Origin of the sequence: Mesorhizobium sp. WSM4898, assembly GCF_029625845.1 — a bacterium.
Classification (GTDB): domain Bacteria; phylum Pseudomonadota; class Alphaproteobacteria; order Rhizobiales; family Rhizobiaceae; genus Mesorhizobium.
This window is the reverse complement of the sequence record NZ_JARTVQ010000009.1, coordinates 81,491-104,199: the sequence shown is the minus strand read 5'-3', so window position 1 is coordinate 104,199 and position 22,709 is coordinate 81,491. Positions and strand designations below refer to the sequence as shown.

Annotated in this window: 18 protein-coding genes and 1 pseudogene; 13 read left to right on the top strand and 6 right to left on the bottom strand. The window is 59.4% G+C overall.

Annotation, left to right across the window (positions count from 1 at the left end; translation table 11 throughout):
• Nucleotides 1–334: 334 nt before the first annotated feature.
• Both P9228_RS26285 and P9228_RS26280 read right to left on the bottom strand, forming a co-directional pair.
• Nucleotides 335–1,510 carry an MFS transporter gene (locus P9228_RS26285; RefSeq protein WP_164750355.1) on the bottom strand — a complete coding sequence of 392 codons (1,176 nt, stop codon included), beginning with the start codon at nt 1,508–1,510 and terminating at the stop codon, nt 335–337.
• 135 nt (nt 1,511–1,645) lie between these two features.
• On the bottom strand, nt 1,646–3,241 hold the full coding sequence (locus P9228_RS26280; RefSeq protein ID WP_278056364.1) for a GMC family oxidoreductase N-terminal domain-containing protein: 1,596 nt from the start codon (nt 3,239–3,241) through the stop codon (nt 1,646–1,648).
• Between the two features lie 458 nt (nt 3,242–3,699).
• Between P9228_RS26280 and P9228_RS26275 the strand changes: the two genes are divergently transcribed.
• The 8 genes from P9228_RS26275 to P9228_RS26240 all read left to right on the top strand — a co-directional run bounded on the left by P9228_RS26275 (nt 3,700) and on the right by P9228_RS26240 (nt 12,599).
• Entirely contained in the window at nt 3,700–4,407 is a 708-nt protein-coding gene (locus P9228_RS26275; RefSeq protein ID WP_278056362.1) for a hypothetical protein, read from the top strand.
• Nucleotides 4,408–4,535: 128 nt separating this feature from the next.
• Nucleotides 4,536–5,126, top strand: coding sequence for a DUF1349 domain-containing protein (locus P9228_RS26270; protein ID WP_245460564.1), 591 nt, complete (start codon nt 4,536–4,538; stop codon nt 5,124–5,126).
• A gap of 613 nt (nt 5,127–5,739) precedes the next feature.
• Entirely contained in the window at nt 5,740–6,609 is an 870-nt protein-coding gene (locus P9228_RS26265) for a dihydrodipicolinate synthase family protein (protein ID WP_245459649.1), read from the top strand.
• Between the two features lie 138 nt (nt 6,610–6,747).
• Nucleotides 6,748–8,271: an ABC transporter substrate-binding protein gene (locus tag P9228_RS26260; protein ID WP_245520165.1), complete on the top strand. Its 1,524-nt coding sequence runs from the start codon at nt 6,748–6,750 to the stop codon at nt 8,269–8,271.
• Between the two features lie 72 nt (nt 8,272–8,343).
• The gene (locus P9228_RS26255) at nt 8,344–9,300 is read left to right on the top strand and encodes an ABC transporter permease (protein ID WP_245418846.1); all 957 of its coding nucleotides are present in this window, start codon (nt 8,344–8,346) and stop codon (nt 9,298–9,300) included.
• Nucleotides 9,301–9,317: 17 nt separating this feature from the next.
• Complete coding sequence (locus P9228_RS26250) at nt 9,318–10,148, top strand: ABC transporter permease (RefSeq protein WP_278056355.1); 831 nt, start codon at nt 9,318–9,320, stop codon at nt 10,146–10,148.
• Between the two features lies 1 nt (nt 10,149).
• Nucleotides 10,150–11,724: an ABC transporter ATP-binding protein gene (locus tag P9228_RS26245; RefSeq protein ID WP_278056353.1), complete on the top strand. Its 1,575-nt coding sequence runs from the start codon at nt 10,150–10,152 to the stop codon at nt 11,722–11,724.
• Nucleotides 11,725–11,783: 59 nt separating this feature from the next.
• Nucleotides 11,784–12,599: an IclR family transcriptional regulator gene (locus P9228_RS26240; protein ID WP_278056351.1), complete on the top strand. Its 816-nt coding sequence runs from the start codon at nt 11,784–11,786 to the stop codon at nt 12,597–12,599.
• 31 nt (nt 12,600–12,630) lie between these two features.
• Here the strand turns inward: P9228_RS26240 and P9228_RS26235 are convergent, their stop codons facing one another.
• Nucleotides 12,631–13,686 carry a Gfo/Idh/MocA family oxidoreductase gene (locus P9228_RS26235; RefSeq protein WP_278056349.1) on the bottom strand — a complete coding sequence of 352 codons (1,056 nt, stop codon included), beginning with the start codon at nt 13,684–13,686 and terminating at the stop codon, nt 12,631–12,633.
• A 131-nt stretch (nt 13,687–13,817) separates the two neighbouring features.
• Here P9228_RS26235 and P9228_RS26230 point away from each other — a divergent pair, with 131 nt between their 5' ends.
• On the top strand, nt 13,818–14,639 hold the full coding sequence (locus P9228_RS26230; protein WP_278056348.1) for a helix-turn-helix transcriptional regulator: 822 nt from the start codon (nt 13,818–13,820) through the stop codon (nt 14,637–14,639).
• Nucleotides 14,640–14,738: 99 nt separating this feature from the next.
• Here the strand turns inward: P9228_RS26230 and hisN are convergent, their stop codons facing one another.
• Complete coding sequence (gene hisN / locus P9228_RS26225; protein WP_278056347.1) at nt 14,739–15,530, bottom strand: histidinol-phosphatase; 792 nt, start codon at nt 15,528–15,530, stop codon at nt 14,739–14,741.
• Between the two features lie 3 nt (nt 15,531–15,533).
• Nucleotides 15,534–16,745 carry a Gfo/Idh/MocA family oxidoreductase gene (locus P9228_RS26220; protein ID WP_278056345.1) on the bottom strand — a complete coding sequence of 404 codons (1,212 nt, stop codon included), beginning with the start codon at nt 16,743–16,745 and terminating at the stop codon, nt 15,534–15,536.
• 525 nt (nt 16,746–17,270) lie between these two features.
• On the opposite strand from P9228_RS26220, the pseudogene P9228_RS26215 reads away from it, so the two are divergent.
• Nucleotides 17,271–17,432, top strand: a pseudogene (locus P9228_RS26215) (DeoR family transcriptional regulator); the annotation flags it as partial.
• A complete protein-coding gene (locus tag P9228_RS26210; RefSeq protein ID WP_278056462.1) occupies nt 17,428–18,024 on the top strand; it encodes a hypothetical protein in 597 nt (198 codons plus the stop codon). The pseudogene P9228_RS26215 and the gene P9228_RS26210, both read left to right, overlap by 5 nt.
• 69 nt (nt 18,025–18,093) lie before the next feature.
• Here the strand turns inward: P9228_RS26210 and P9228_RS26205 are convergent, their stop codons facing one another.
• Nucleotides 18,094–18,978 (bottom strand): sugar phosphate isomerase/epimerase family protein, encoded by an 885-nt coding sequence (locus tag P9228_RS26205; protein ID WP_127213910.1) that lies wholly within the window; start codon nt 18,976–18,978, stop codon nt 18,094–18,096.
• 489 nt (nt 18,979–19,467) lie between these two features.
• On the opposite strand from P9228_RS26205, the gene P9228_RS26200 reads away from it, so the two are divergent.
• Both P9228_RS26200 and hisD read left to right on the top strand, forming a co-directional pair.
• On the top strand, nt 19,468–21,270 hold the full coding sequence (locus tag P9228_RS26200) for a thiamine pyrophosphate-binding protein (protein ID WP_095826381.1): 1,803 nt from the start codon (nt 19,468–19,470) through the stop codon (nt 21,268–21,270).
• Between the two features lie 101 nt (nt 21,271–21,371).
• Complete coding sequence (hisD, locus tag P9228_RS26195) at nt 21,372–22,682, top strand: histidinol dehydrogenase (RefSeq protein WP_278056461.1); 1,311 nt, start codon at nt 21,372–21,374, stop codon at nt 22,680–22,682.
• Nucleotides 22,683–22,709 lie beyond the last annotated feature (27 nt).

The following is a 22,709-nucleotide window of genomic DNA, read 5'->3' as shown; positions in this document are numbered from 1 at the left end:
GATATCGAGTCCGAAAAAGGGAAGGGCCGATGCCGTTGGCTGGTGTCGAAATTGTGAAGCTCCCGTTCCGCTTTCGGCCCTTTTCAGACATCCAGTCTCATATTCAGTTGGTAACCGTGTTCGCCCCTACAACATAACTTAGCCCGGCAGCACGCGATCGGCTTGTGCCCAGTCGGACGAATACCATTGTTCCGCGAAACCTGCCCCCCGGCTGTAGGTCAGTGTCAAAAGCTAACTGCGCGAGGCCATACAGCTGGCAGCTACGTCCTTGGCGAGGCCTAAGAATGTGCATGCGAGCCATCCGCCTCACCACGGACGGGTGAGTGGCCAAACCCTAGCATTCGCTCGAGCGCGCTGAAGCCGAAACTGCGACAAATGCCATTAGGATGACGGATAAGCTGCCGACGAGCGACGAAATCTGAGCAATAAAACCCAACAATCCAGGCCCAAGAAGCAATCCCGCGTATCCCATCGTCGTCACGATCGACATTGCCCGAGCAGCAGAAGTGCCACCTGCACGCCCGGCGGCGGCGAAAAGTGTGGGCACGACGTTTGCTAGGCCAAGACCGCATATGGCGAGCGCAATCAGAACAACAGGAAGATTGCCGCCCATCAGGATCATTGTGAACACCGAGCCTGCGCAAACTATTGTGCAATAGCGCAACATCGGCATCTGGCCGATCCGCTTAACGATGGCGTCACCGAATAGGCGGCCGGTTGCCATCATGGTTGCAAATGCCGCAAAACCATAGGCGCCTGTGCTTTCTGCTCCTCCGGATCGGGTCACGATGTAAATAGCGCTCCAATCCATCATCCCGCCCTCGGCCAGCATCCCTAAGAATGCCAGGCCACCAAGCAGGTAAAGATGCTTCCTTATTGCATTATCGAATTTGCCATCCGTCGCCTCAATGGAGTCGGCAGGATCGTCGAACCGGCCTGAATTGTTCCATCCTATGCAGGCGACGACCGCGACTGCCGCAACACCAAGTCCCGCCACCCCAAGACAAACGGCCAAGGCGCCGCCGTTGGACAGTATCTGGCCGACAACGAATGCGCCGATCAGGCTTCCGAAACTGAATACGGCATGAAAAGAGGACATTGCTTGCCGACCCATGTGACGCTCCACTGTCGAGGCATCAATATTCATCGATACGTCGAGCGTCCCGAAACCGATACCGGCAAAAAACACAATCAACGCCAGCCAATAGGTGCCACCGGCGTACGGGAGGGCCAACAGCGCTGCGCCGAACGTTAGAGATCCCAGCAAGCTGAGCACACTGCTCGGGGCAATGGCAGCCAAGCGACCGATATTGGTCATCATCACAATTGCGCCCAGAGCGAAGCCAATCAGGATCCACCCGAGTTGCGCCTTGTCCAGTTCCATTTGAGCGCTGAGGACTGGAAGTGAGGACGCCCAAGCTCCGATGCCGACGCCTGCTCCCAAAAAGAAAAGGCTGCAAAAGAAACGGCTGCTTCGGATCGCAGGGGAGATCGTCGAGCTGTAGTTCACTATCGCTATTCTCTCTGGTGTGGCGTTCAAATTGAGACACCGGTGATTGGAGCGAGGCCGTCATGGTTGGTGGTGGCCAAGGCAGGCCACCGCGGGCGCCGGCTAATCTTTGAGAGGGAGCAGGGTCGCGCGTTTCTACTTGCCATGCTGGACAAAGTTCGCAGTCCTCTCGCCGATCATAATGCACACAGCGTTGGGATTGCCGGATATGAGCGTTGGCATGACCGACGCATCCGCCACGCGAAGGCCTTCGATACTGTGGACGCGAAGCTCGGGATCAACCACTGCCATGCCGTCCTTGCCCATTCGGCAGGTGCCTGCAGGATGCAGCGCCGGATGCGCGACCTCCTGGCAGAACTTTCTCAACTGTAGTGGCGTCGCTGTCCCGGCGGACGGGATCTGCCTTGAGGCAATGTAGCGGCGGATGGCGGGTCGCTCCATGATATCGAACGCCCCCATCGTTCCTTCAACCACCGCATCGAGATCATAGGGGTCGGAAAAATACCGCGGGGCCACGCGTGGGTTGGCGTAAGGATCGGCACTTTTCAGCGTCACTTCCCCTCGAGACCGAGGCCGGATCTGTCCTAGGTTTATCGTGCAGCCGTTTCCGCCCGGGACGGCGTCGACGCCTTCCTCGATGCCCGCACCCACGACCATGAAATATTGCACATCCGGGATCGCTTCGCTTGTGTTGCCCCACCAGAACGCCCCTCCTTCGATCAGATTGGAAGAAGCCGGGCCATCCCTGAACAGTAGATAGTTCAGGCCAGCCGCGGCTTTCCAGTGCGGCTTCTTGTATTTGTCGTAGCTGTGGGGCCCGTTCAACTGATAGACGAGCGATATCTCGATATGGTCCTGCAGGTTCTGTCCGACCCCGGGCAGATCGGCAACGACAGGAATGCCATGTCCGCGCAAAGCGTCGGCCGGACCGATCCCTGATAACATCAGCAATTTCGGCGAGGCAATCGCACCTGCCGACAAGATTACTTCGCGACTGGCCATGAGGGCCCATTTGCGGCCCTTCGCTACATACTCGACCCCGACGGCCCGCCCCTTTTCGACAATTATCCGCGTCACCGTGGAACCCGTTCGAACCTGGAGATTAGGTCGGTGGCGGGCGGGTTTGATGAAGGCCGTTGCGGCGCTGCTGCGCCGCCTGTTTTTGGCGGTGATCTGGTAAAGACCGCAGCCGGCCTGATCGCCGGAATTGAAATCAGGATTATAGGGCAGCCCAGCCTGCTGGCACGCCTGCAGCCAGGCGCGTGTGAGGGGGTGGATATGGTCGATGTCGGAAACGCCTAGCGGTCCCCCTACGGCGTGGGCCTGGTTGCAGAACCGGTTGTTGTCTTCCGACCGCCGAAAGTAGGGCAACACATCATCATAGTTCCAGCCATCCGCGCCGAGCGCTTCCCACCGCGCATAGTCGGATGGCGCCCCGCGGATATAGATCATCGCGTTGACGGAACTGCCGCCGCCCAGCACCCGGGCCTGGACCATCGTCGGCTGCTCGACACGGGATTGGGCTGCGGTTGGTTCCCAGGGAATCCTTTTCAATAGGGGCCCTTGTGCGGTCTTATAGTAGGCACCCGGGATATGGATGTAGGGATTGAAGTCGCGTGGGCCTTCCTCCAGCAGGAAGACCGAGGCATCAGGATCTTCCGAAAGCCGCGCGGCAACCACGCATCCAGTCGAGCCGCCGCCAACGACTATGTAGTCACAGTTGGTCTGCATAATTTCGCGGTCGGATGCCCAAGAGGGCCGAGCCATACTTTGTCATGGGGTCGAGATCCTCTGATCGAGCTCCAGCCTGAGGTCGGGTTTCATGCCGGATTTTGGCGCGGCAGATCTCCTGTTCGATCATCGATACGACGCAATGTCGAAGCTGCCTCTGCCAATCTCGCTTAGTAGGCAAACATCGAGAGCTCATGACAAGTTCGCAACGCATGGAACATGGAAGCAATGTGACGCGCCAAGCGAGAGAGTTCGCTGTGGTGAGGTCACTCTGTGCCTGGCATTGCTGGCGCCCTGAGAGCCAGTCTTTCGAAGGCACCCGATTGCCAGCTTACCCACCGGGACCGGCGCACTTCGCAATATGGCGCAGAATTGACGTCAAGTTACGACAAGAATCGTCCAGACGCGCACTTCTTTTGGCGTCCGCATTGTGGTGTGGTCGGGCTCAGGTTACCCTGATGATGGACGACAAAACCGTGCCGAACCAGACGAGAGACCTTTCGTTTGCCGACGACTTCATCTTCGCCAAGCTCGTCGAAGATGTCCACGACTATCCGGTTGAAGACGCTGTCGTTGTGAATGTCAGCCCCAGCGCGATGATCACAGGAGATGAGCATCCGGCGATCGTGCCTGCCTGGAAATCGACATGGCTGAAGGGCGGGCAAATCAAATCCGCGGAACGGGCGGCGCTTCTGAAGGTGCGAAAAGCCACCAATCTCGGCGGCTGCATATTTCGTGGCTGGGACTGGCTTGGCAATCGAATCAAGAGCTTCCCACGCGACACGCCGCTGTTCATTTCCCCGCAGGATGAGATCGGCACGGTCAGCACCGATCCTTTGGTATTCACCAACGAGCGCGCAGCACCCGGCACCCCGCAGACGTTCACGCTCAAGCTGAACCTTTGGTGGTCGCCGGGAGACACTGACTGCTTCATTCACAATGAGCATCGCTTCCTTGAAACACACACGCAAATCCACGGCTGCGGCCGGATGCAGAAGTTTCGACTTCGTGACGAAACGACAATTTATGAAGACGTTGTGATGCCGGTCGGTTATTCGCATGACCCCTTCTGCAGGGTCAGCGGCAAGAATGAGTGGGCCTACCCATGGCACCGCTACTACGCGGATACCGATTCGGTGTGGCTCGCCATAGAACTCCACCCCTGAATTCGGCGATCCTTGGCGCGCTTCGCGGGCGGTATCAAGCATTGGCGCCGAGTGCCGTTCTCAGCGCTGTTTAAGCCGGTCAAAACCGGCCGGCTCTCGGCGGAATTTGTTGAAGTGAAGGAAAAAACATGAAGCTCGACAGCATGCGCGTTGAGGGGGCTGACAACGGCTCCGCGGCAATCGAGAACGCCTCGGTGCGGCTGCGGGCCAACGCGAACACGGACTGGTTCTTCGCCCCGAGCGGCAAAAGCCGGGCCGCGAATGTCACGCGATTGGTGCGCGAGATCGACGAGCAGCATTTTGCGCTGTCTGCCAGGGTCTCCGTCGACTTCGCCTCCGCTTACGACGCCGGCGCGATCTTCATCGAATGCGACGACAACAATTGGGCAAAGATCGCCTTCGAATTTTCTGCCGCGCGTAAGCCGACCATCGTGAGCGTGGTGACGCGCGGCACATCCGACGACTCGGACGGTCCTCGTCATTCGGGCGCCCACGTGTGGCTGCGTGCTTATTGCGATGGCGAGACGGTCGCGTTCCATTTTTCGGAAGACGGCAAATACTGGAATTTCCTGCGCTGGTTCACTCTGCCCGGCGTCGAAAGGCGGCCGGTGCGCATAGGATTGGGCGTTCAATCGCCGACGGGCGAGGGGACGACGGCTGTTTTCTCTGACGTCCAGCTTTCTGTGGCCAAGATCAGCGATCTGCGCAACGGACAATAGCTGACCGTACTTTGGCCGTTGAGGACAGCTGCCTCAGTTCGTCTCATATCATCGATCTCGGTCGGGCAAACAGCGACTGACCGTCCTTTATGGTCGTCCGCATCGCTTTCCCTGCCAGACGCCGACGGTGATGCGAGATGGGGCAGGACACTGTGATCGGGGTCACGGATGTCACGCCGTCGCGTTACGGGGGTGGCCTGTTTCCAGGTCGCAAGAACAGTGATCCTTACGGATCGGCCGAGGTACGGGGCCTTGAGCACAAGCGCGATCGCCGCGCCAGGAGTGCAAAGGTCGCAAAGGGTGTAGTGCGGGATTTGGTTGCCACCAAGCCCGCGCAACTCATGCCATGACCCCGCTGTGTGCATTCTCGTCTTGCGCCACAAGATCGGTGCTCCGACCGCGTCGCATTATGGCCGGCTTCACTGCTCCCCGCACGAAGATGCCTGTTTACCAGCGAACGGGTTCGGCGGGCTGAAAACCAAGCGCAGCAAGCCTGTCTCGGTCATTCAGCGCCGTCATTGCGAAATGCCCTTGACAAGCTCCGCTCTTCGCTGGATGTTCATTCAGTAATAGTGACTTTCACTAGATGAAATAAGGAACTGCAATGGCGACTGTGCTTCAAAAGGACGAGATCAAGGGGATCATCCCGCCGCTCGTTTCGACGTTTAGACCCGATGGTGATCTCGACCTGGATCTCTTCAAGGGTGAGCTTCGGTTCATGGAAAGCGCTGGCATTCGCCTTGCCGTGGTCGGCGGAAGCACCGGTTCGGGCGATGAGCTTTCCGCAGAGGAACTCGAGCTCTTGGTGGAAACAGCCACGGCCAACAGCAAGCTGCGCGTAATCGCCGGGATAATCACAACCACCACCCGCGACGCCATCAAGCGTGGTCTGCTCGCCAAGCAGGCCGGCGCCTGTGCGCTGATGCTTGGGCCGCCAATCTATAATACCCCGTCGGGCGATGGGCTGGACAAGTTCATCCAGGATGTTGGGGCGGCGACCTCTCTACCCATCATCTACTATAACCACTTCTTCAACCCCCCTGCCGTCATGCAGCGCGTAGCCCAACTGCCCGAAGTCATCTGCGTGAAGGAAGTGGCGCTGGAGCCGGTGACGGAACTCGTCCAGACCGTCGGCGACCGGGTCGCCATTGCCGCTGGCGCGGACAGCGTGAACATTGCGAGCTTTCTGTTTGGGGCGCAGGCCTCGATTTCCGGCATCAACACCGTCATCCCGAAACAGTACGGGGAGATCTTCGCCGCCCACGCAGCCGGCGACTACGTCCTTGGCCGGAAGCTGACGGACAAGATCGCGCCGCTCGCACGGGAGATGACCAAGAGCGTGAATTTCCCCGCCCGCATCAAGTTTGCCATCAACGCTCAAGGCCGCAAGGTGGGTGAACCGCGCAAGCCCAATGGCAACCTGGCCAAGCAGGACCAGGAAAACATCCTGAAGGCCCTCAAGCTTGCTGGACTGCTTGCCTAAGCCGTGGCCAGGCGCGGGCGCTCCGCCCATTGGTTGAATGAATAAGCCGAAGAAAACCATCTAAACAGGAGGGAATGTGGAATGAGCAAGGACATAAATCGCCCAAAGGCAGATTCGACGCTTATCGGGCGGCGCGATGTGCTGAAGACAGGCTTGTTGTTGGGCACCGGTATGATGCTTGCCGGGGCGGGGCTTCGCCCGGCCCTGGCCGATGAACCGAAGCGGGGAGGGACGCTCCGCGTCGGTCTAGGCGCAGCCGGGGCGAAATCGTCGCTCAACCCCTTCATCTCGACAGGCGATATGGATTTCGCCGTCGCCCAGTCGATCTTCGACCGGCTCACCGACTTCGACAAGGATGGCAATCTCTACAACAAGCTGGCGGATGACTTCACTCACAACGCCGAGGGCAACGTCTGGAAAATCAAGCTCAAGAAAGGTGTGGTCTGGCATGACGGCGCGCCTTTCACGGCCAAGGACGTCGTCTACACCATCCAGTACATCCTCAATTCTGACAACAAGGCCGATGCCTACCCCAACCTGGCGCCGCTCATGGAGCCGAAAGGGGTACGCGCGCTCGACGCCAATACGGTCGAAGTCGAATTGAAGCAGCCCTATGCGCTGTTGCCGCAAGTGCTGGGCAGCAAGGTCATGTTCCTCATGAAGGACGGCACGACCGACTTCGACAAGCCGATCGGGACCGGGCCCTTCAAGTTTGTGTCATGGTCCCGCGGTCAGCGGGTGACGCTGGCACGCAGCGATAACTATCGCACGCCCGACCAGCCATATCTCGATGGGGTCGAATTCATCGCGATCAACGACCCGACCGCGCGCATGAATGCGCTGGTGGCCAACCAGGTCGATGCCGTGGCTCAGCTCGATGGAAGTCTTGCGCGCCTGATTGAAGCAAATCCCGCACTCACCCTGCTGCGCTCGAAGAGCGGTGCCACGACCGACCAATTCATGATGACGAACCTGAAACCCTTTACGGACGTGCGCGTCCGCCAGGCGTTCCGGCTCATGATCGACCGCCAGCAACTGCTCGACAACGCATTGTCGGGATATGGCAGGATTGGCAACGACCTGCATTGCATCACGGATCCAGACTACGCCTCCGAACTGCCGCAACGCGCTTACGACCCGGATCAGGCGAAATCGCTGCTCAAGCAGGCGGGCTTTGACAATAGCCAGGCGATCACCCTCTACACCTCGGATGCCGCTCCAGGTATGCAGGCGTCGGCTACGCTCATCGCCAACCAGGCCAAGAAGATCGGCGTCAACATCGAACTTCTGGTCGTGCCGCCCGACAGCTACTATTCCGGTCCGAACTTCAAAAAGACGCAGATGGGCAGTTCGGATTGGGGACAGCACACTCTCGAATCCCAGTTCGGCCAAGGCTATGCCCGGGGTGCCTACTGGAACGAACCGGATTGGACCAGTGACGAGTTCGACAAGTGGGTAAGCAAGGCAAGAACCACGTTCGATGGCCCCAAGCGCCGCGAATATTATGTGGAGGCTCAGAAGGTCCTGTGGAACGAGGGAGCTTACATCATCTGGGGCTTCCGTGATCTTCTCGACGCCGCCAGCGCCAAGGTCAAGAATATCGTTCCCTCCACCCAGAGAAATCTCGGCTATTATCAGTTCGAAAGCGTCTATCTCGGGTAAACTGCAGCCGCCGTGGCCAGCCAAGCCGCGGCGGCTCCCTTTCTCTGAAGGTGAGAGCCCTTGAATAAACCCTTGCTGCAGCTTCTGTTGACAAGAATAGTCCTGGCTGTCGTCACTCTTTTTGCCGTCTCCATTGTCGTCTTTGCCGCGACCCAATATCTGCCGGGAGATCCGGCCCGGGCAGCGCTCGGTGCCAAGGCGGACCCTTCGGCGGTGGAGGCGCTCAGGCGCGAGTTTGGCATGGATCGGCCGGCCGTCGTGCAATATGCCAGCTGGATCGGGGGCGCGCTCACCGGCGACTTCGGCCGGTCAATTCCGTCCGGCCGGCCAGTCTGGGAGACGATTGGGCCGAGGGCCGTCAACACCCTGATACTGACGGTCACATCGCTGCTCCTGCTGATACCGCTCTCCTTCGTGCTCGGCGTTGCCGCGGCGATCTACAAAGACAGATTGGCCGACCACCTGATATCAGTTCCGACAATCGTGACCGTTGCCCTGCCTGAGTTCGTAATCGGCACGGTATTGATTGTGCTTTTCGCGGTTTATCTTCGTTGGTTGCCGCCGGTTTCGCTGATCAACGACAGCCTTCCGCTTTCATCTCAATCGACCCTTTTCATTTTGCCGGTCCTGACCCTGCTCGGCACAACGCTGGCCCAGGTCGTACGCATGGTGCGGGCGGTGGCACTCGAAGTGTTGAACGCCGAATACATCTATATGGTACGGCTGAGGGGCATAAGCCCCGCGCGGGTGCTTTTACGTCATGTTCTTCCCAACACCATCACACCCAGCATCCAGACAATCGCGTTGAATGCGGCCTGGTTGGCCGGCGGAGTGGTGGTCACCGAGTCCGTCTTTCAACTGCCGGGCATCGGCAGCGCGCTCTCGGAAGCGGTTATCAACCGAGACATGCCGACAGTTCTGGCCATCACGCTGATCATCACGGCGACCTATGTGCTTATCAACCTGGTGTCCGAAGCGCTGATCCTTCTTCTTAATCCAAGGCTGCGCGTGGCGCGCGGCACGACCTAGCCGGAGAGATTGACCGTATGCGCCGCTCCGTCCTGCGCCTGACCCTGGCGAAGCCAGCAGCTCGCATCGCTCTGGTCCTGGTCGTCATCATCGTTGCCCTCGCCTCGTTCGGACCATTGTTCAGTCCGTACGCCTTCGATGAAATCGTCGGGGCTCCCTTCGCGACCATAACCCACGAGCATTGGCTCGGAACCGACTTCCTGGGGCGCGACACTTTCAGTCGCTTTCTCTATGGCGGGAGGACTGTGCTCGTCGTCGCGCTTTGCGCGACCGTGGCGGCCTATGTAGTCGCGGTGCCGCTTGGCATCTACTCGGGCCTGCGGCGAGGCCCGCTGGATATTTTTCTGATTGCCATTTCCGACGTGATCTACGCGCTCCCGCCGGCCATCTTTCTTCTCGTCCTTCTCGCCTCGACCGGGCCAAGCCTGCCCACAGTCATCATAGGGATTGTGATCCTGCATTCACCCCGCATCTTCCGTATCGTGCGACTGATCACGATGGACATATCAAAGAACGAGTACGTCGAAGCTGCTTTCGCGCGCGGGGAAAGCTGGGCCGCAATCTGCTTCCTTGACATCCTGCCCAACGTGCTGACACCGGTCCTTGCCGACTTCGGGGTCCGACTTTGCGGGTCGATCATCCTCTACGCTTCGCTAAGCTACCTGGGCCTGGGCCTGCCACCGCCGGCGGCCGACTGGGGTCTGATAATCAGCGAAAACCGGATTGGCATCACGATCTCGCCATGGATCGCAATCGCGCCAGCTCTGGCAATTGCTGCCTTCTCCGTTGCCGTCAACGTGCTTGCCGACAGCTTTGCGCGCTCGGTCGGTCGGTCGAAAGAGATTTGAAATGACCGAAGCAATCCCGCTCGTTGTGCAATCGCTTTTCATGCATGACCTCAACGGCCGCGAAATCGTCAGCGACGTCTCCCTTCATGTGAAGAGGGGTGAAGTCCTGGCCATCATCGGTGAATCGGGATCTGGAAAGACGTCAATCGCCTTGAGTTTGCTAGGCTTTGCGCGGCCGGGAATGCGCATTTCCTCCGGCAACATTTTGATTGGCGGCACCGACATCCTCTCACTCTCGGGCCGGGGGAAACGTGCCTTCCAGGGCGGCAAAGTATCGCTGGTTCCACAGAATCCGACCACGAGCTTCAGCCCCCGCATGTCAGTCGGCAAGCAAATGGCCGAGCTTCTTGCGGCGCACGGCCATTCGGGCACCGGCATGAAGCAACTGATGCGTGACGCGTTGCGGAGCGTCGATCTCCCAGACGATGAAAAGTTTTTGAGACGCTATCCCTTCGAGCTCAGTGGCGGTCAACTGCAACGCATCGCAATTGCCATGGCCTTCGTCACGGCTCCGCAGGTCATCGTGATGGATGAGCCCACCACGGGCCTGGACGTATCCACCCAGCAAACGATCCTTGAGCTGATAGCGAGGCTGGTCAAGTCCAGCAGCGCCAGCGTGGTCTACGTCACCCATGACCTTGCGGTCGTGAACGTCGTGGCCGACAGGGTGGCCGTCATGCTTTCTGGAAGGATCGTCGAGCAGGGGAGCCGCAGGCAGGTCTTCGCAGCACCGAGCGACGACTATACGCGCATGCTGCTCGACGCTATTCCACGACTGGTAACCGATGGTCCTGCGGCGGCGTCCGAGGCCGACGGTGCCAAAATCCAGAGCGTCCTCGAGGTGAAGAACCTGCGCGCGGCTCATGGCCACGTCGAGGTCGTGCACGGCGTTTCATTCTCGGTCGGCAAAGGCGAGTGCGTCGGCCTTGTCGGCGGCAGCGGCAGCGGCAAAACCACTACGGGCCGATGCGTGACCGGTTTGCACAGCAACGCTTCGGGCGGCTTGTTGTTCGAGGGGCATTTGATGCCGTTCGCCGTCTCAAGTCGCTCCAAGGCAGATTTGAGCGCCATGCAGATCGTCTTCCAAAATCCTGACCGCTCGCTCAACCCAAAGGAATCGATCGCGCAAAGCATCGCCCGCGCCGTTCGCCTGACGGGGCTGGCTGACAAAGCAAAGGTCGGTGCCGAAGTGCGATCGCTTCTTGACCGGGTTCGATTACCGCAACGGGTTGCCGATCTTTACCCGGGCGATCTATCGGGAGGTGAGCGTCAACGCGTGGCCGTGGCCCGCGCGCTGGCGGTCAAACCTAAGCTTCTGGTGTGCGACGAAATCACTTCGGCTCTCGACGTGTCTGTGCAGGCGGCCGTGGTCGAGCTTCTGCTCGATCTGAAGAAGGACGGCCTTGCGATGCTTTTCATAACCCACAACTTGCCGCTGGTCTCCGAAATTGCACAATCCATCATAATCATGAAGGATGGGAACATCGTTGAGGCGGGACGAACGAATGACGTCCTGCGTTCGCCAAAGCACTCTTACACAAGAATGCTGTTGGACGCCGCGCCGCGACTTAATTGACGACCGGCTCGACTTGGAGCACCAAGGGGCGATTTGCTACGGGATTCGCTGGAACGATCTTGCCAAACGACCTGTTCACCGACGAGGAAAAAAGTGCCCGCTTCGACGCTGTCGATCGGGCGGTTGCAGTCTTGCGCGTTCTTGAGCGCTCTGATCAGCCCATGTCGCTGTCGATGATCGCGCGCGAGGTCGGGCTGGGACAGCCAACCACGTCACGTTATGTGGCCAGTCTCGTCGGGCATGGGCTGATCGAAAAGGTGAATGGAAATCGCTATGTGCTGGGCATTGGGCTTTATATTCTTGGGCAGAAATCACTCCATCGCAGAGACGTTCGAACGGTAGCCCATCCCTATCTGGAAACCTTGCATGAACAGTTCAACGAGACGGTCAGCTTCGCCCTTTGGCTGCGTCACGAGGTCATTGTCGTGGACTGTATCGAGGCCATGCAGACGTTGCGTCAGGGAGCGTCCGTGGGCGTAGTCAATCCATGGCACGCCACTTCTCTCGGAAAGTCCATTCTCGCCTGGCTTGATCCGCATGAAGTGGACGTGCTGCTGAAGCAGCCGGGGCTGCCCCGCTACACGCATAACACCCTCACCACCGTGGACCAATTGCGTGCCGAATTCCCACTTATCCGGGAGCGGGGCTATGCGATCGACAACGAGGAGTCCGCCATAGGAGGTCGCTGCATCGGTGCACCCGTCTTCGATCAATCGGGACGCCCGCTCGGCGCCATCAGCATCAGTGGGCCAATCGCGCGCGTTACTGACGAGGATGTCCCCTCGACTGGAGGGCGAATTGCTGAGATCGCAGGGCAGATCTCCCGTGCAATGGGGTATTCGGGGATGCCATCCCGTGACACCAGGCACGTCTAGGCCGCTCTTGCTCCTCGCTTTCTGGTGCGGGTCACTGGCCCGCAGCATCCTGTGCAGATTGATCTCGCTTAAGGAGGCCCCTCGTTGGCTGCCCTCCTTGAACTGTGGCGGTGCGGCGCTTCGAGGCGGCCTTAGCCAAAGCCTCCGCGGCGCGCAGGGCGGCGACATTATCTGACCCCCGTGCCAGCCAGGTCAGCCTGCGCTCCCCGGCGCTGACAAAGTCCTCGACTGCAGCAACATGCGAATCCCCGTCGCGAACCGGCACGAGCTCGTTCTTGGCTGCGTGCCGACGCATGAGCGTACCCGAAGCCTTGCCATTCAGCGTACCGTGGGCGATCAGCGTGCCGCGATCTCCAGCCACCACAACCGTGCTTTCCAGGTCGGCGATCGCAAAACTTTCGAATGCATGAAACAGGCTGCCATCGTCGAGTTGGAAGGAATAGGAAATCTGGTTGGGTCTGCCATCGGCAACAGTGCAAATGGCCGAGACTTCGCGCGGTTCTCCACCCGTCAGGAACCTGGCAAGGTCGATGTCGTCGACGGACATGTCGAGATAGATGTCGCCCTCGTTGTCGAGATCGTCCTTTCTGCGCTTGGCAGCGGGCTTGTACGGTCCCTCGCGGGTAAGAAGGATCGATTGCACCTTCCCGATGTCACCATCCAGGATCAGTCTGCGCATGGTCTGGTGTATGGCCGACGCACGGAACGGGTGATGTACCGCAAGCACGATCCCGGCGGCGTCGCACAGACGCGCAAGCTCAGCGGCTACTTTGCTGTTTTCGGAGATTGGTCCGTCACAAAGGACGTTCTTGCGCGCTTTCGCCGCAGCAGTGATGTAATGGGCCCGTCGCCTCAATCGCGCGCTGACATAGGTGAACTCGACGTCAGGATCGCCGAGAGCCTCCGACAGGTTGGTCGTCCATTGCGGAATGTCGAGATCCTGAGCGAAATGAGCTGCGTCCATCTTTCGGCGGCTGACCACCCACAACGGAGTATGCCCCTGCGCTCTGATGCCCGCGACCATCTGCTCCGCGGCAATGGTGCCGGTCCCCATGACTGACCACCCAGTCTTGCCGTGAATTGCCATGCCGGGCGCTCCTGATCTGGCCCCAAGTATGGGCGCATTCGCCTCTGGCAGCCAACTTCGCATCTCGTTGAAGTCTGCATTAAACTGACGTACAGATAGCGTCTGTTCGCGTCATAGGGGAGGCGATCGAGGTGAACCACATCGCGGGGAATACCGCCGCGCTCGCGGCAAATTTGAGGACCTTGTGCGATCGCCACGGGTCTGTCGCCGCTGTTTGTCGCAAATTAAACGTCAATCGGCAACAATTTAACAAATATCTCTCTGGCGCCCATGTGCCGTCCAGCGCCAATCTGCGCACGATCGCTAACTTCTTCGGATTGAGCGTTCCGATCCTCTTCTCCGACCCCGAGGAGTTCAGGACGCTGATTGACGGCAACTTTTTTCATGCGATGTCAACTGCGCGCCATCTGCCGGAGTTTGTCAACTTCCTCTCGAATATTGTCTTCGACGGTAGTGTGCAGGATTCGGAGATCCTGGGTGTCTATGACCGGTATCAGTTTTCCTCGATCTATAAAGGTTTCATTCTGAAATCGGCATTCTGCCTATATAGGAATAACAATTTTCTCCAGCATTACTATATCGAGCGGTTCCCGAGCTTCGATAGACCGGGAAGAACCGAATATGTCTTCAAGTACTATGGGTTCAGCTTCCCAGTTGCGGACCGGCTATTTACGGCGGATTTCGAAGGCATCCAGAGCAATGAGCTCACCTTCGGTGTCTATGCCCAGGTCAAGCGAAATGCGAAACGCTTCATGTTCGGCATCGCCAGCGGCATTGCAGCCAATGCCTTCCGACAACCCTATGCGACTAAGGTCGCCCTTCACTACAAGGGGCCAGGCTTGCTCCAACGCAGTCACCTCAAGGAACTTACCGTGATTGACAGGAGCGACCCAGGCATCCCGAGGGAAGTGCTGCAATATCTGGGCGATGGTTCGGACATGATCCAGATGTGAAATGCGATCCGACTAAGAGCATTACCCATCCGCCCTATATTCGGCTTTGACGAACCCGACTTTCACGCTACCCGTTCAATCGCTTGAATGTCTTGCAGTTTAGGTGTTCAGGACGAGTTCATTCAGTGCCAACCGATGCAGCGACGGCGTCGCGGCGGCAAGGACGGGGCCTCCTTCCTCAGCTCGGCCGCCGTCGAGACGAGTGATCACACCACCTGCCTTCTCAATGATCGGGATCAGCGCGACGATGTCGTAGGGCTGCAGGGAAGGTTCAACCGCCAGATCGATCCGGCCCGCCGCTAGCATGGCGAAGGCATAACATTCCCCACCGTACCGGGTCATCTTGACCGCGCTGTTCAGCCGCTCGAAGCCAGCTTTGAGATCGCCGTGAAAATGTTCGGGGGAGTTGGTGTGGAGAATGGCGTCGGAGAGGGTGTCGATGCCACGCGTCCTGAGTGGCTGGGGCTCACCGGCGCGCTGGCGCCATGAGCCTGTTGCGTCCGCCCAGAACCGTTCGCCGATATAGGGCTGGCTGAGCATCCCCATCTCGGCGCGCCCGCGAACCGTCAGACCGATGAGCGTTCCCCAGACGGGGATGCCGCAGATAAAAGGTCGGGTTCCATCCACGGGATCAAGCACCCAACGCCGGTCGCTACCGCCGCCCGTCTCGCCGAATTCCTCTCCAAGCACAGCGTGATCCGGGAACTCCGCCATTATGGCGGCACGCAACGCGATTTCTGCTTCTCGATCAGCCTCGGTCACCGGATCGAATCTATATCCGGGCTTCGGCTTGGTATCGACGGCAAGCTCGACCATATAGCGGGGCAGCGTCTCGGCATCCGCCAAATCAGCGAGACGGTGCAAGAATGATGAGTCCGGTAGCTTTGACATGTGTCACCTTGGCAAAGATCGATAGAAGATCATTGGCTCGTCTGCTCGGAGCCGGGGAAGGCAACCCACGATTTGGAAGCTGAAGAACTGACGCTGATCTCGGAAAGCAGAACGCCCCGCAGCCCTTCGTAAACGTCTGCGAGCGGCACCGGGGAGCGCACCTCGCCAGTTTCGGCCGGCTTCAAGCGCAGTCGCATAATCGCTGTATAGAACCGCGAGAGCCTCGAGGTAACCTTCAGGAGAGCCCGCCGGCAGACTGGTCGCAAGTTGCGCGTCCGAGGACATGTCGCCGTGGCCGCGACGATAGGTAAGGTCGCCTTCGCCGAGGCGGGACACAGTGAGTGTCTCCGGTGCCTCCTGCCGCCACTCGATGGTGGCCTTCGAGCCGACGATCTTGAAACGAAGGCCGTTGCGGTGGCCCGGAGCGGCAAGAGAGGACCACAAGAGGCCGTTGGCGCCGCCCTCGAACTCCAACTGGATCACGTCAGTGTCGTCTAGCCCGAAGGAGTCGACGGTTCGCATCAAATTGGCGTTGAGTGCGGTGCACCGGAGTCCGGAAACAAATTCGAGGATGTTGAAGGCGTGGGTTCCGATATCCCCCAGCGCGCCCGTCGGTCCCGCCTTTGCCGGGTCGCCGCGCCATACCCCGCCCTTGCCCAACTTCGAGGGGTCGTTGACCAACCATTCCAGCAAGTACTCTACATACATGAAGCGTACCTGCCCGATTTCGCCCGCGCGGATGCGAGCGCGGGCGTCTCGGACCATTGGATACCCTGTATAGGTGTATGTTACAGCGAAGAACGTCTCGTTTGCGGCAGCGATCCGCTGGAGCTCGCGTGCCTTTTCAGATGAGTGGACCAGTGGCTTTTCGCAGATGACGGGAATCCCCGCTTCGAGAAACAATTTGCATGGCTCGAAATGGAGATGGTTGGGCGTAACGATAATCGCGACTTCGATGGCATCATCGCGCGCCGCTTCCGCCGCTGCCATGTCGCCGAAGCTGAAGTAGGTGCGGTCCCAAGCCACTCCTAGGGCCTGGCCGGCTTCAATGCAGGCGTGACGGTCAGACGAGAACGCGCCTGCCACCAGTTCGAAACGATTGGTTAGCCGCATGGCAGTTCGATGCCGGCTTGCAAAAAAGGAACCTCGTCCTCCTCCAACCATACCCGCGCGAAGGCGACGTTTGCGGGGGATGTCATCTGTCAGGAGGTTCATGGGGTACTCTTGCGCATTTGGCCCGGCTCTCATCGGGTCTGGAAAGACAGGCGTCGCGCGTCGCTCAATCCGGCAGCGCCCGCGTCACGATTGAAGGCATCCTCCCACTCGCTCAATCGAGCGACAATTTCGCACGGCTCCAATCAGTGACGCACAGTGATGCGACCGTTGATGCCGTTCGATCGGAATGAGGGCCGAGCGCTCTATCGCGATAGCCGCACCGACATCATAGTCGCTCCACAAGACGCGCCGGCGCCATGCCAAAAGCGCAGCATCTCCTGCATGCGGCGGGGGCGTCAGGCACGATGAGCTGCGGATTGGTCGCGAGCCGGTTCTACCGATCCTGAAGTACATTCCAAAGCTCGCCGGCAGGATCGACTGGCGTCGTCGCCCCAGCGCGCGCCCCTGTCGTAGGCCAAGCGTGATGTCTGTTCACGACGACATTGCGGCATGAGGCGCTTGGGATTTATATCCGCTGGGCTGGAACCGAATTGAAAGTTGCCCGGGTCCTAGGGATGTTTGGAAATGCTTGCTGAAGAACGCCAAGCGATCATTCGCGACAGACTGTCGGAGCATGGCAAGGTCCTGGCCAACGCGCTGGCTCTTGAATTTCGTGTCTCTGAAGACACTGTGCGCCGCGATCTACGCGATCTTGCCAGAGCCGGACTTTGCCGCAGGGTCTATGGCGGAGCGCTGGCAAGGGCATCGGAGGCCAAGACCGGGCCCGAGCGGTCGAGGTCCTCGACCATGGATCTCGCACCGCTGGCTGCTGCCGGAGCGAAAACTCGTACAATCCGGCGCAACGATCATGATGCACCATGGAGCCCTCAGTGTTGCCTTCGCCGGCGCGTTACCCCGCGACATGTCTTTAACGATTGTGACGAATTCCCTACTTGTCGCGACTGCGCTGGAAGGGCATCGTCAAGCGAGCGTCGTTTTTTTGGGCGGCTTGTACGACCAGGACAAGGGATGCTCTGTTGGAACTACCGCCCTTTCGCAATTGGAGCAGTTCAACGCCGACATGTTCTTTGTCGCCGATTGCGCGGTCCATACTTCCGTCGGATTGACCGCCTTTGACGTTCCCGACGCCGAAATCAAGCGCGTTATGTGCCGCCGAAGCGCCGCGAGAGTAGTTGTCGCTACGGCCGAGAGCATCGCTAAAACCGCCACTTTCAGGTTTCGGGACCTGACGCGATCGACCATATGCTCGCTGGGCGCCAGCTTGATGCCGAGACCCTCGAACCGTTTCGACGCCAAGGCACAGTTATCCACCGAATAGCCTGAGGACTGCGACAAAATCTTTCGCAAGCCGTCGGTCCGATGTTGCCGGATGATGGATCGCTCAAGACTAGGAGCCGACAAGATCCTGCATCAGGATTTTCAACTCGCGCGCCACATCGTAGCTGTCCATCTGGTGCTGCTTTTTGCAGAACAACTCGCAACTCCACCAGCTGTCGTAGCCGGTGGATTTCACTGCAGCCACCCACTCTCTCAGGTTCAATACGCCCTTGCCGGTTTCGACGTCGCGAAGAACAGGCTCGTTAGGGATGCCACCGCTGAACGCAAGAGAGTCACAAATGTGAACTCCGTAGATGAGGTCTTTGTCCAATTGCGAAATGCGTTCCGGGCCGTCGCCGGAGGTGTAACAGTGCCAGAAATCGACGACGACGCGTATGTTGTCGCGTGCCGCTTTCCTTATGGTCCGAAGCTGCCTGTCAATCGTATTGAGTGGGGTCCAGGACAGCGCCTCATGGTAGATGACCAGGTTGCGTTGAGCAGCGAGGTCGGCGACGGCTGCCAGCCCGGACGCCGTGATGTCGATCTGCTCCTCGATCGGCAGCCCGACGACGCCTCGGTAAAGATCCGGGTGCCTCTTGCTGGCCTCGGGATCGAGAGCCGCGAGACTGATTGGACCGGTGATGACCTGAATGCCCTTCGCTCCAACCGAGACGGCGAGTTCTATCAACTCTTCCGCGTCCTTCAGCAATGCTTTGCGGGCATTGCCGTGGCGCTCCACATCGAGAAGAAATCCGATGCCTGGAATGAACATGTCATCGATCAAGCGGCGCAGCTCCTGGAAAGTGAACCCGGCATCCAGAAAAGCGCGGATCTTGGCCCCAGAGGCTTCCAGTCCGTCGAAGCCGAGCTCGCGCGCAATATCCACATCTAGGGCCAGCGTGCCGTGTCGCGCCACGAGAGCATGCAGAATTAGCTGGTTGCGCTTCGTCGTCATTGCTGTGCCCGTCGCTTGACTACCGGATTATGTCCAATGCCAGGTCCCTGCCGGATCACGACGGTGGCATAGAGCCTCGCTAGGCTCTTGCGGCGCCAGGCCGATAACCACTCTGGTTGCTCATGGCTTTCACCATCGCGAGCCGATTACCCGCGCAATCAAGACATATCGCATGCCGAGGGGAAACTGCGCGGCAGCCCGAATTCGTGCGCGACCTAAGGTTCCGGTCGCGTCACATTGCGCCAAATTCGCTGCTAAGGGGGCAAAATGGCTTCCGATTAAAAACGAGCCCGCTATGCGGCTGAGTTCGCAGCCCACGGGAACTGACCGATCCCATATGTCGCAATGCTTCTTTCTCAGCGCGTCACATCGCGTCTATTAAAGCTACCCTGCGAACTTGTCGCGCAGCCACAGATGACTGCTTACTAGGCGCATGGACGAGGAGCATATCCACAATCGCCTCGCCAACAAAGACAAGAGGGTCGAACAATGAAACTGACCGGCGGGCAGATCGTCGCGAAAGCGCTCAAGGAATACGGCGTCGAATACGTGGCTGGTGTTCCCGGCCATGGCATCTGGTCTCTGTTCGATGCCTTCCTGGAGGAAGGCTCGCAATTGCCCTTCATCCAGGTCATGCACGAACAAAGCGCCGTTCACATGGCGGACGGTTATTTCCGTGCAAGCGGCCGGCCAATGGCATGTTCGACATCGGTCGGGCCAGGTGCGACCAACACAATTATTGGCCTCGCCACAGCCTATTGCGATTCCACCTCGCTGTTCTACGTCTCCGGCTCGCCACAGACCTACATGCACGGCCATGGCACCATGCAGGAGATCGAGCGCCAACAGGACAATGCTTTCCCGCGCATCACCGAGCAGGTGACAAAACGGGCATGGCAAGCCCAGTCCGTGCAGGTCCTGCCGAGCATTATGCATCGCGCCTTCAACGCCATGCTCACCGGCCGCCCGGGTCCCGTACATGTCGAGGTGCCGATGGACGTTCAGGTCGAAGCGGCCGATGTCACCATTCATCCGCTGGAAAAGCGCCTTCCCATTGGCGTGGCCTATCCCGATCCGAGCGCGATCGAGGCCGCGGTCAAGGTCCTGTTGAGTGCCGAACGCCCGGTCATCGTCGCCGGTGGCGGTGCGATCACGGCCAACGCGTCGAGCGAACTGACGCGTCTGGCCGAGCGCGTCGGCGCCGCCGTTTCGATCACCTGGAACGGCAAGGGCGCCATCTCGGAAGATCACGAGCTCTTCATTGGAGCAGTCGGCCAGACCGGCACGACCTGCGGCAACAAGATCACTGCTTCCGCAGATGTGGTCGTTTCGGTCGGCTGCCGCTTCACCGACTGGTCGGCATCTTCCTACGCCAAGGGCGTCTCGTTCTCGATCCCTCCAGGTAAGCTGATCCATATTGACCTCGACCCGCGCGAGATCGGCAAGACCTATCCGACCGAGGTGGGGATCGTATCAGACGCAAAGGTGGCCTTGGAGGCGATCCTGGCCCTCATCTCGGAGGGCGATGCTAAGAAGGCTCTGGGCAAACGCGAGCAGTTCCTGGCCGACGTTCAGAAGGCCAAGGCGGACTGGATCGCTCAGGTGTCGCCGCGCGAAAACAGCCGCGAAACGCCTTTCACCTCCCAGCGCCCGCTGGTCGCTTTGCGCAAGGTACTCGATCGCAACGGTATTGTGGTTGTCGGTTCGGGCAATACCCAGGGCTCGGTGAAGCAAAGCTTCCCTGTCTACGAGCCTCGCACCCACCTGACCTCGGGCTCCTATTCGCCAATGGGCTGGGCGGTGCCGGCGGCGTTGGGGGCAAAGCTCGCATGCCCGGACCGCCAAGTCGTGGCGATCGTTGGCGACGGTGACTTCATGATGTCGCTGCCCGAAATGGGTACTGCCGCGATGAACGGCATCAATGTGGTCTTCCTCGTGCTGAACAATTCGGGATATATGTCGATCCGAGGCGGTCAGCGCAAGTTCATGGGCCGTCACATTGCTTCCGAATTCAACCATCACTCGGGCAATGGTCAGCCTTATTCGGCCGATATCACGGCTTCAGCGCGCGCGTTCGGGCTCGAGGCCTGGAAAGTCGAGAAGGATGAAGATCTCGAAAGCAGCCTGAAGGCAGCCTTGGAATGCGGCGGGCCCGCTCTCGTCGAAGTCATCGTGTCGCGTGACGCTGCGGGGCCGTTCGCCACCGGCTGGTGGGATTTCCCCTCGCCAGCCTACTACGAAAAAGAGCAGGCTGCTTACGCCCAGATGCGTGCACGCGAACAGCACCTCTAGCAAAATTGACGCGAGGGTTGGTCATGCGCCGCCCTCGCATGTCGCCATCCACCACATTGATGATGCGGCGCGCAAGCGCCCGCAAACCAAGAGTTATTGCCATGATACGCACGGTCAAGCCCGCCAAAGGCAGTGTCGCAGACGATGGCCAGCCCGCAGTCACCGCGACAGTCCAGGCATTGCTGGCGCAAGTCGAGAAAGGGGGCGACGCGGCAGTGCGCGAATTGTCCATCCGCTTCGACAAGTTCGACCGCGACAGCTATCGCCTGACCAAGGCTGAGATTGACGGATGCATCAACGCGTTGAGCAAACGCGAGCGCGAGGATCTCGATTTCGCCCAGGACCAGATACGCAAATTCGCCGAAGCCCAGCGGGCCACACTTCGCGATCTGGAGATCGAGACGCTACCAGGCGTAATTTTGGGGCATAAGAACATACCGATCCAGAATGTCGGATGTTATGTACCGGGCGGCAAATATCCGCTGCTTGCCTCTGCTCACATGACGGTCTTGACCGCTCGCGTGGCAGGCTGCGAACGCGTCATCACTTGCGCTCCGCCGTTTCGAGGCAAGATCGCCGACAAGATCGTCGCCGCCCAGGCGCTTGCGGGCGCGGACGAAATCTATTGCCTTGGCGGTGTCCAGGCGATCGCGGCCATGGCCTATGGCACTGAGACGATCGCTCCCGTGGATATCCTGGCCGGCCCCGGCAATGCCTACGTCGCCGAAGCGAAACGGCTGCTGTTCGGCGAAGTTGGCATCGATCTGTTCGCCGGTCCGACCGAGACCTTGGTGATTGCTGACGACAGTGTCGACGGTGAGATCGTGGCGACCGACCTGCTTGGCCAGGCGGAGCACGGCGTCAACTCTCCCGCCGTTCTGATCACCAATTCTGAGAAACTTGCCCGCGATACCCTCGATGAGATCGAGCGTTTGCTCAAAATCCTGCCGACTGCGGCTGTCGCCGGCAAAGCCTGGGAAGACTACGGCGAGATCATCCTGTGCGACACGCTGGATGAGATGGTGGCGGAAGCGGATCGCATTGCCTCCGAGCACGTGCAGGTCATGACACGTGATCCGGACTATTTCCTTGAAAGGATGAAGAACTATGGCGCTCTGTTTCTGGGCGCTCGCACCAACGTCTCTTTCGGCGACAAGGTGATTGGAACCAACCACACGCTGCCTACGAGCAAGGCAGCCCGATATACAGGCGGTCTGTGGGTCGGCAAGTTCCTTAAAACCTGCACCTACCAGCGGATCGAGACCGATGAGGCGTCCGCCTTGGTCGGCCAGTACAGCTCGCGCCTCTGCATCATGGAAGGTTTCGCCGGCCACGCCGAGCAGTCCAACATCCGCGTCCGCCGCTATGGCCGGCGCAACGTTCCATACGCATCGGCAGCCGAACCGCTCTGATGCGCAACACGCCCCGGCACGCGCCCG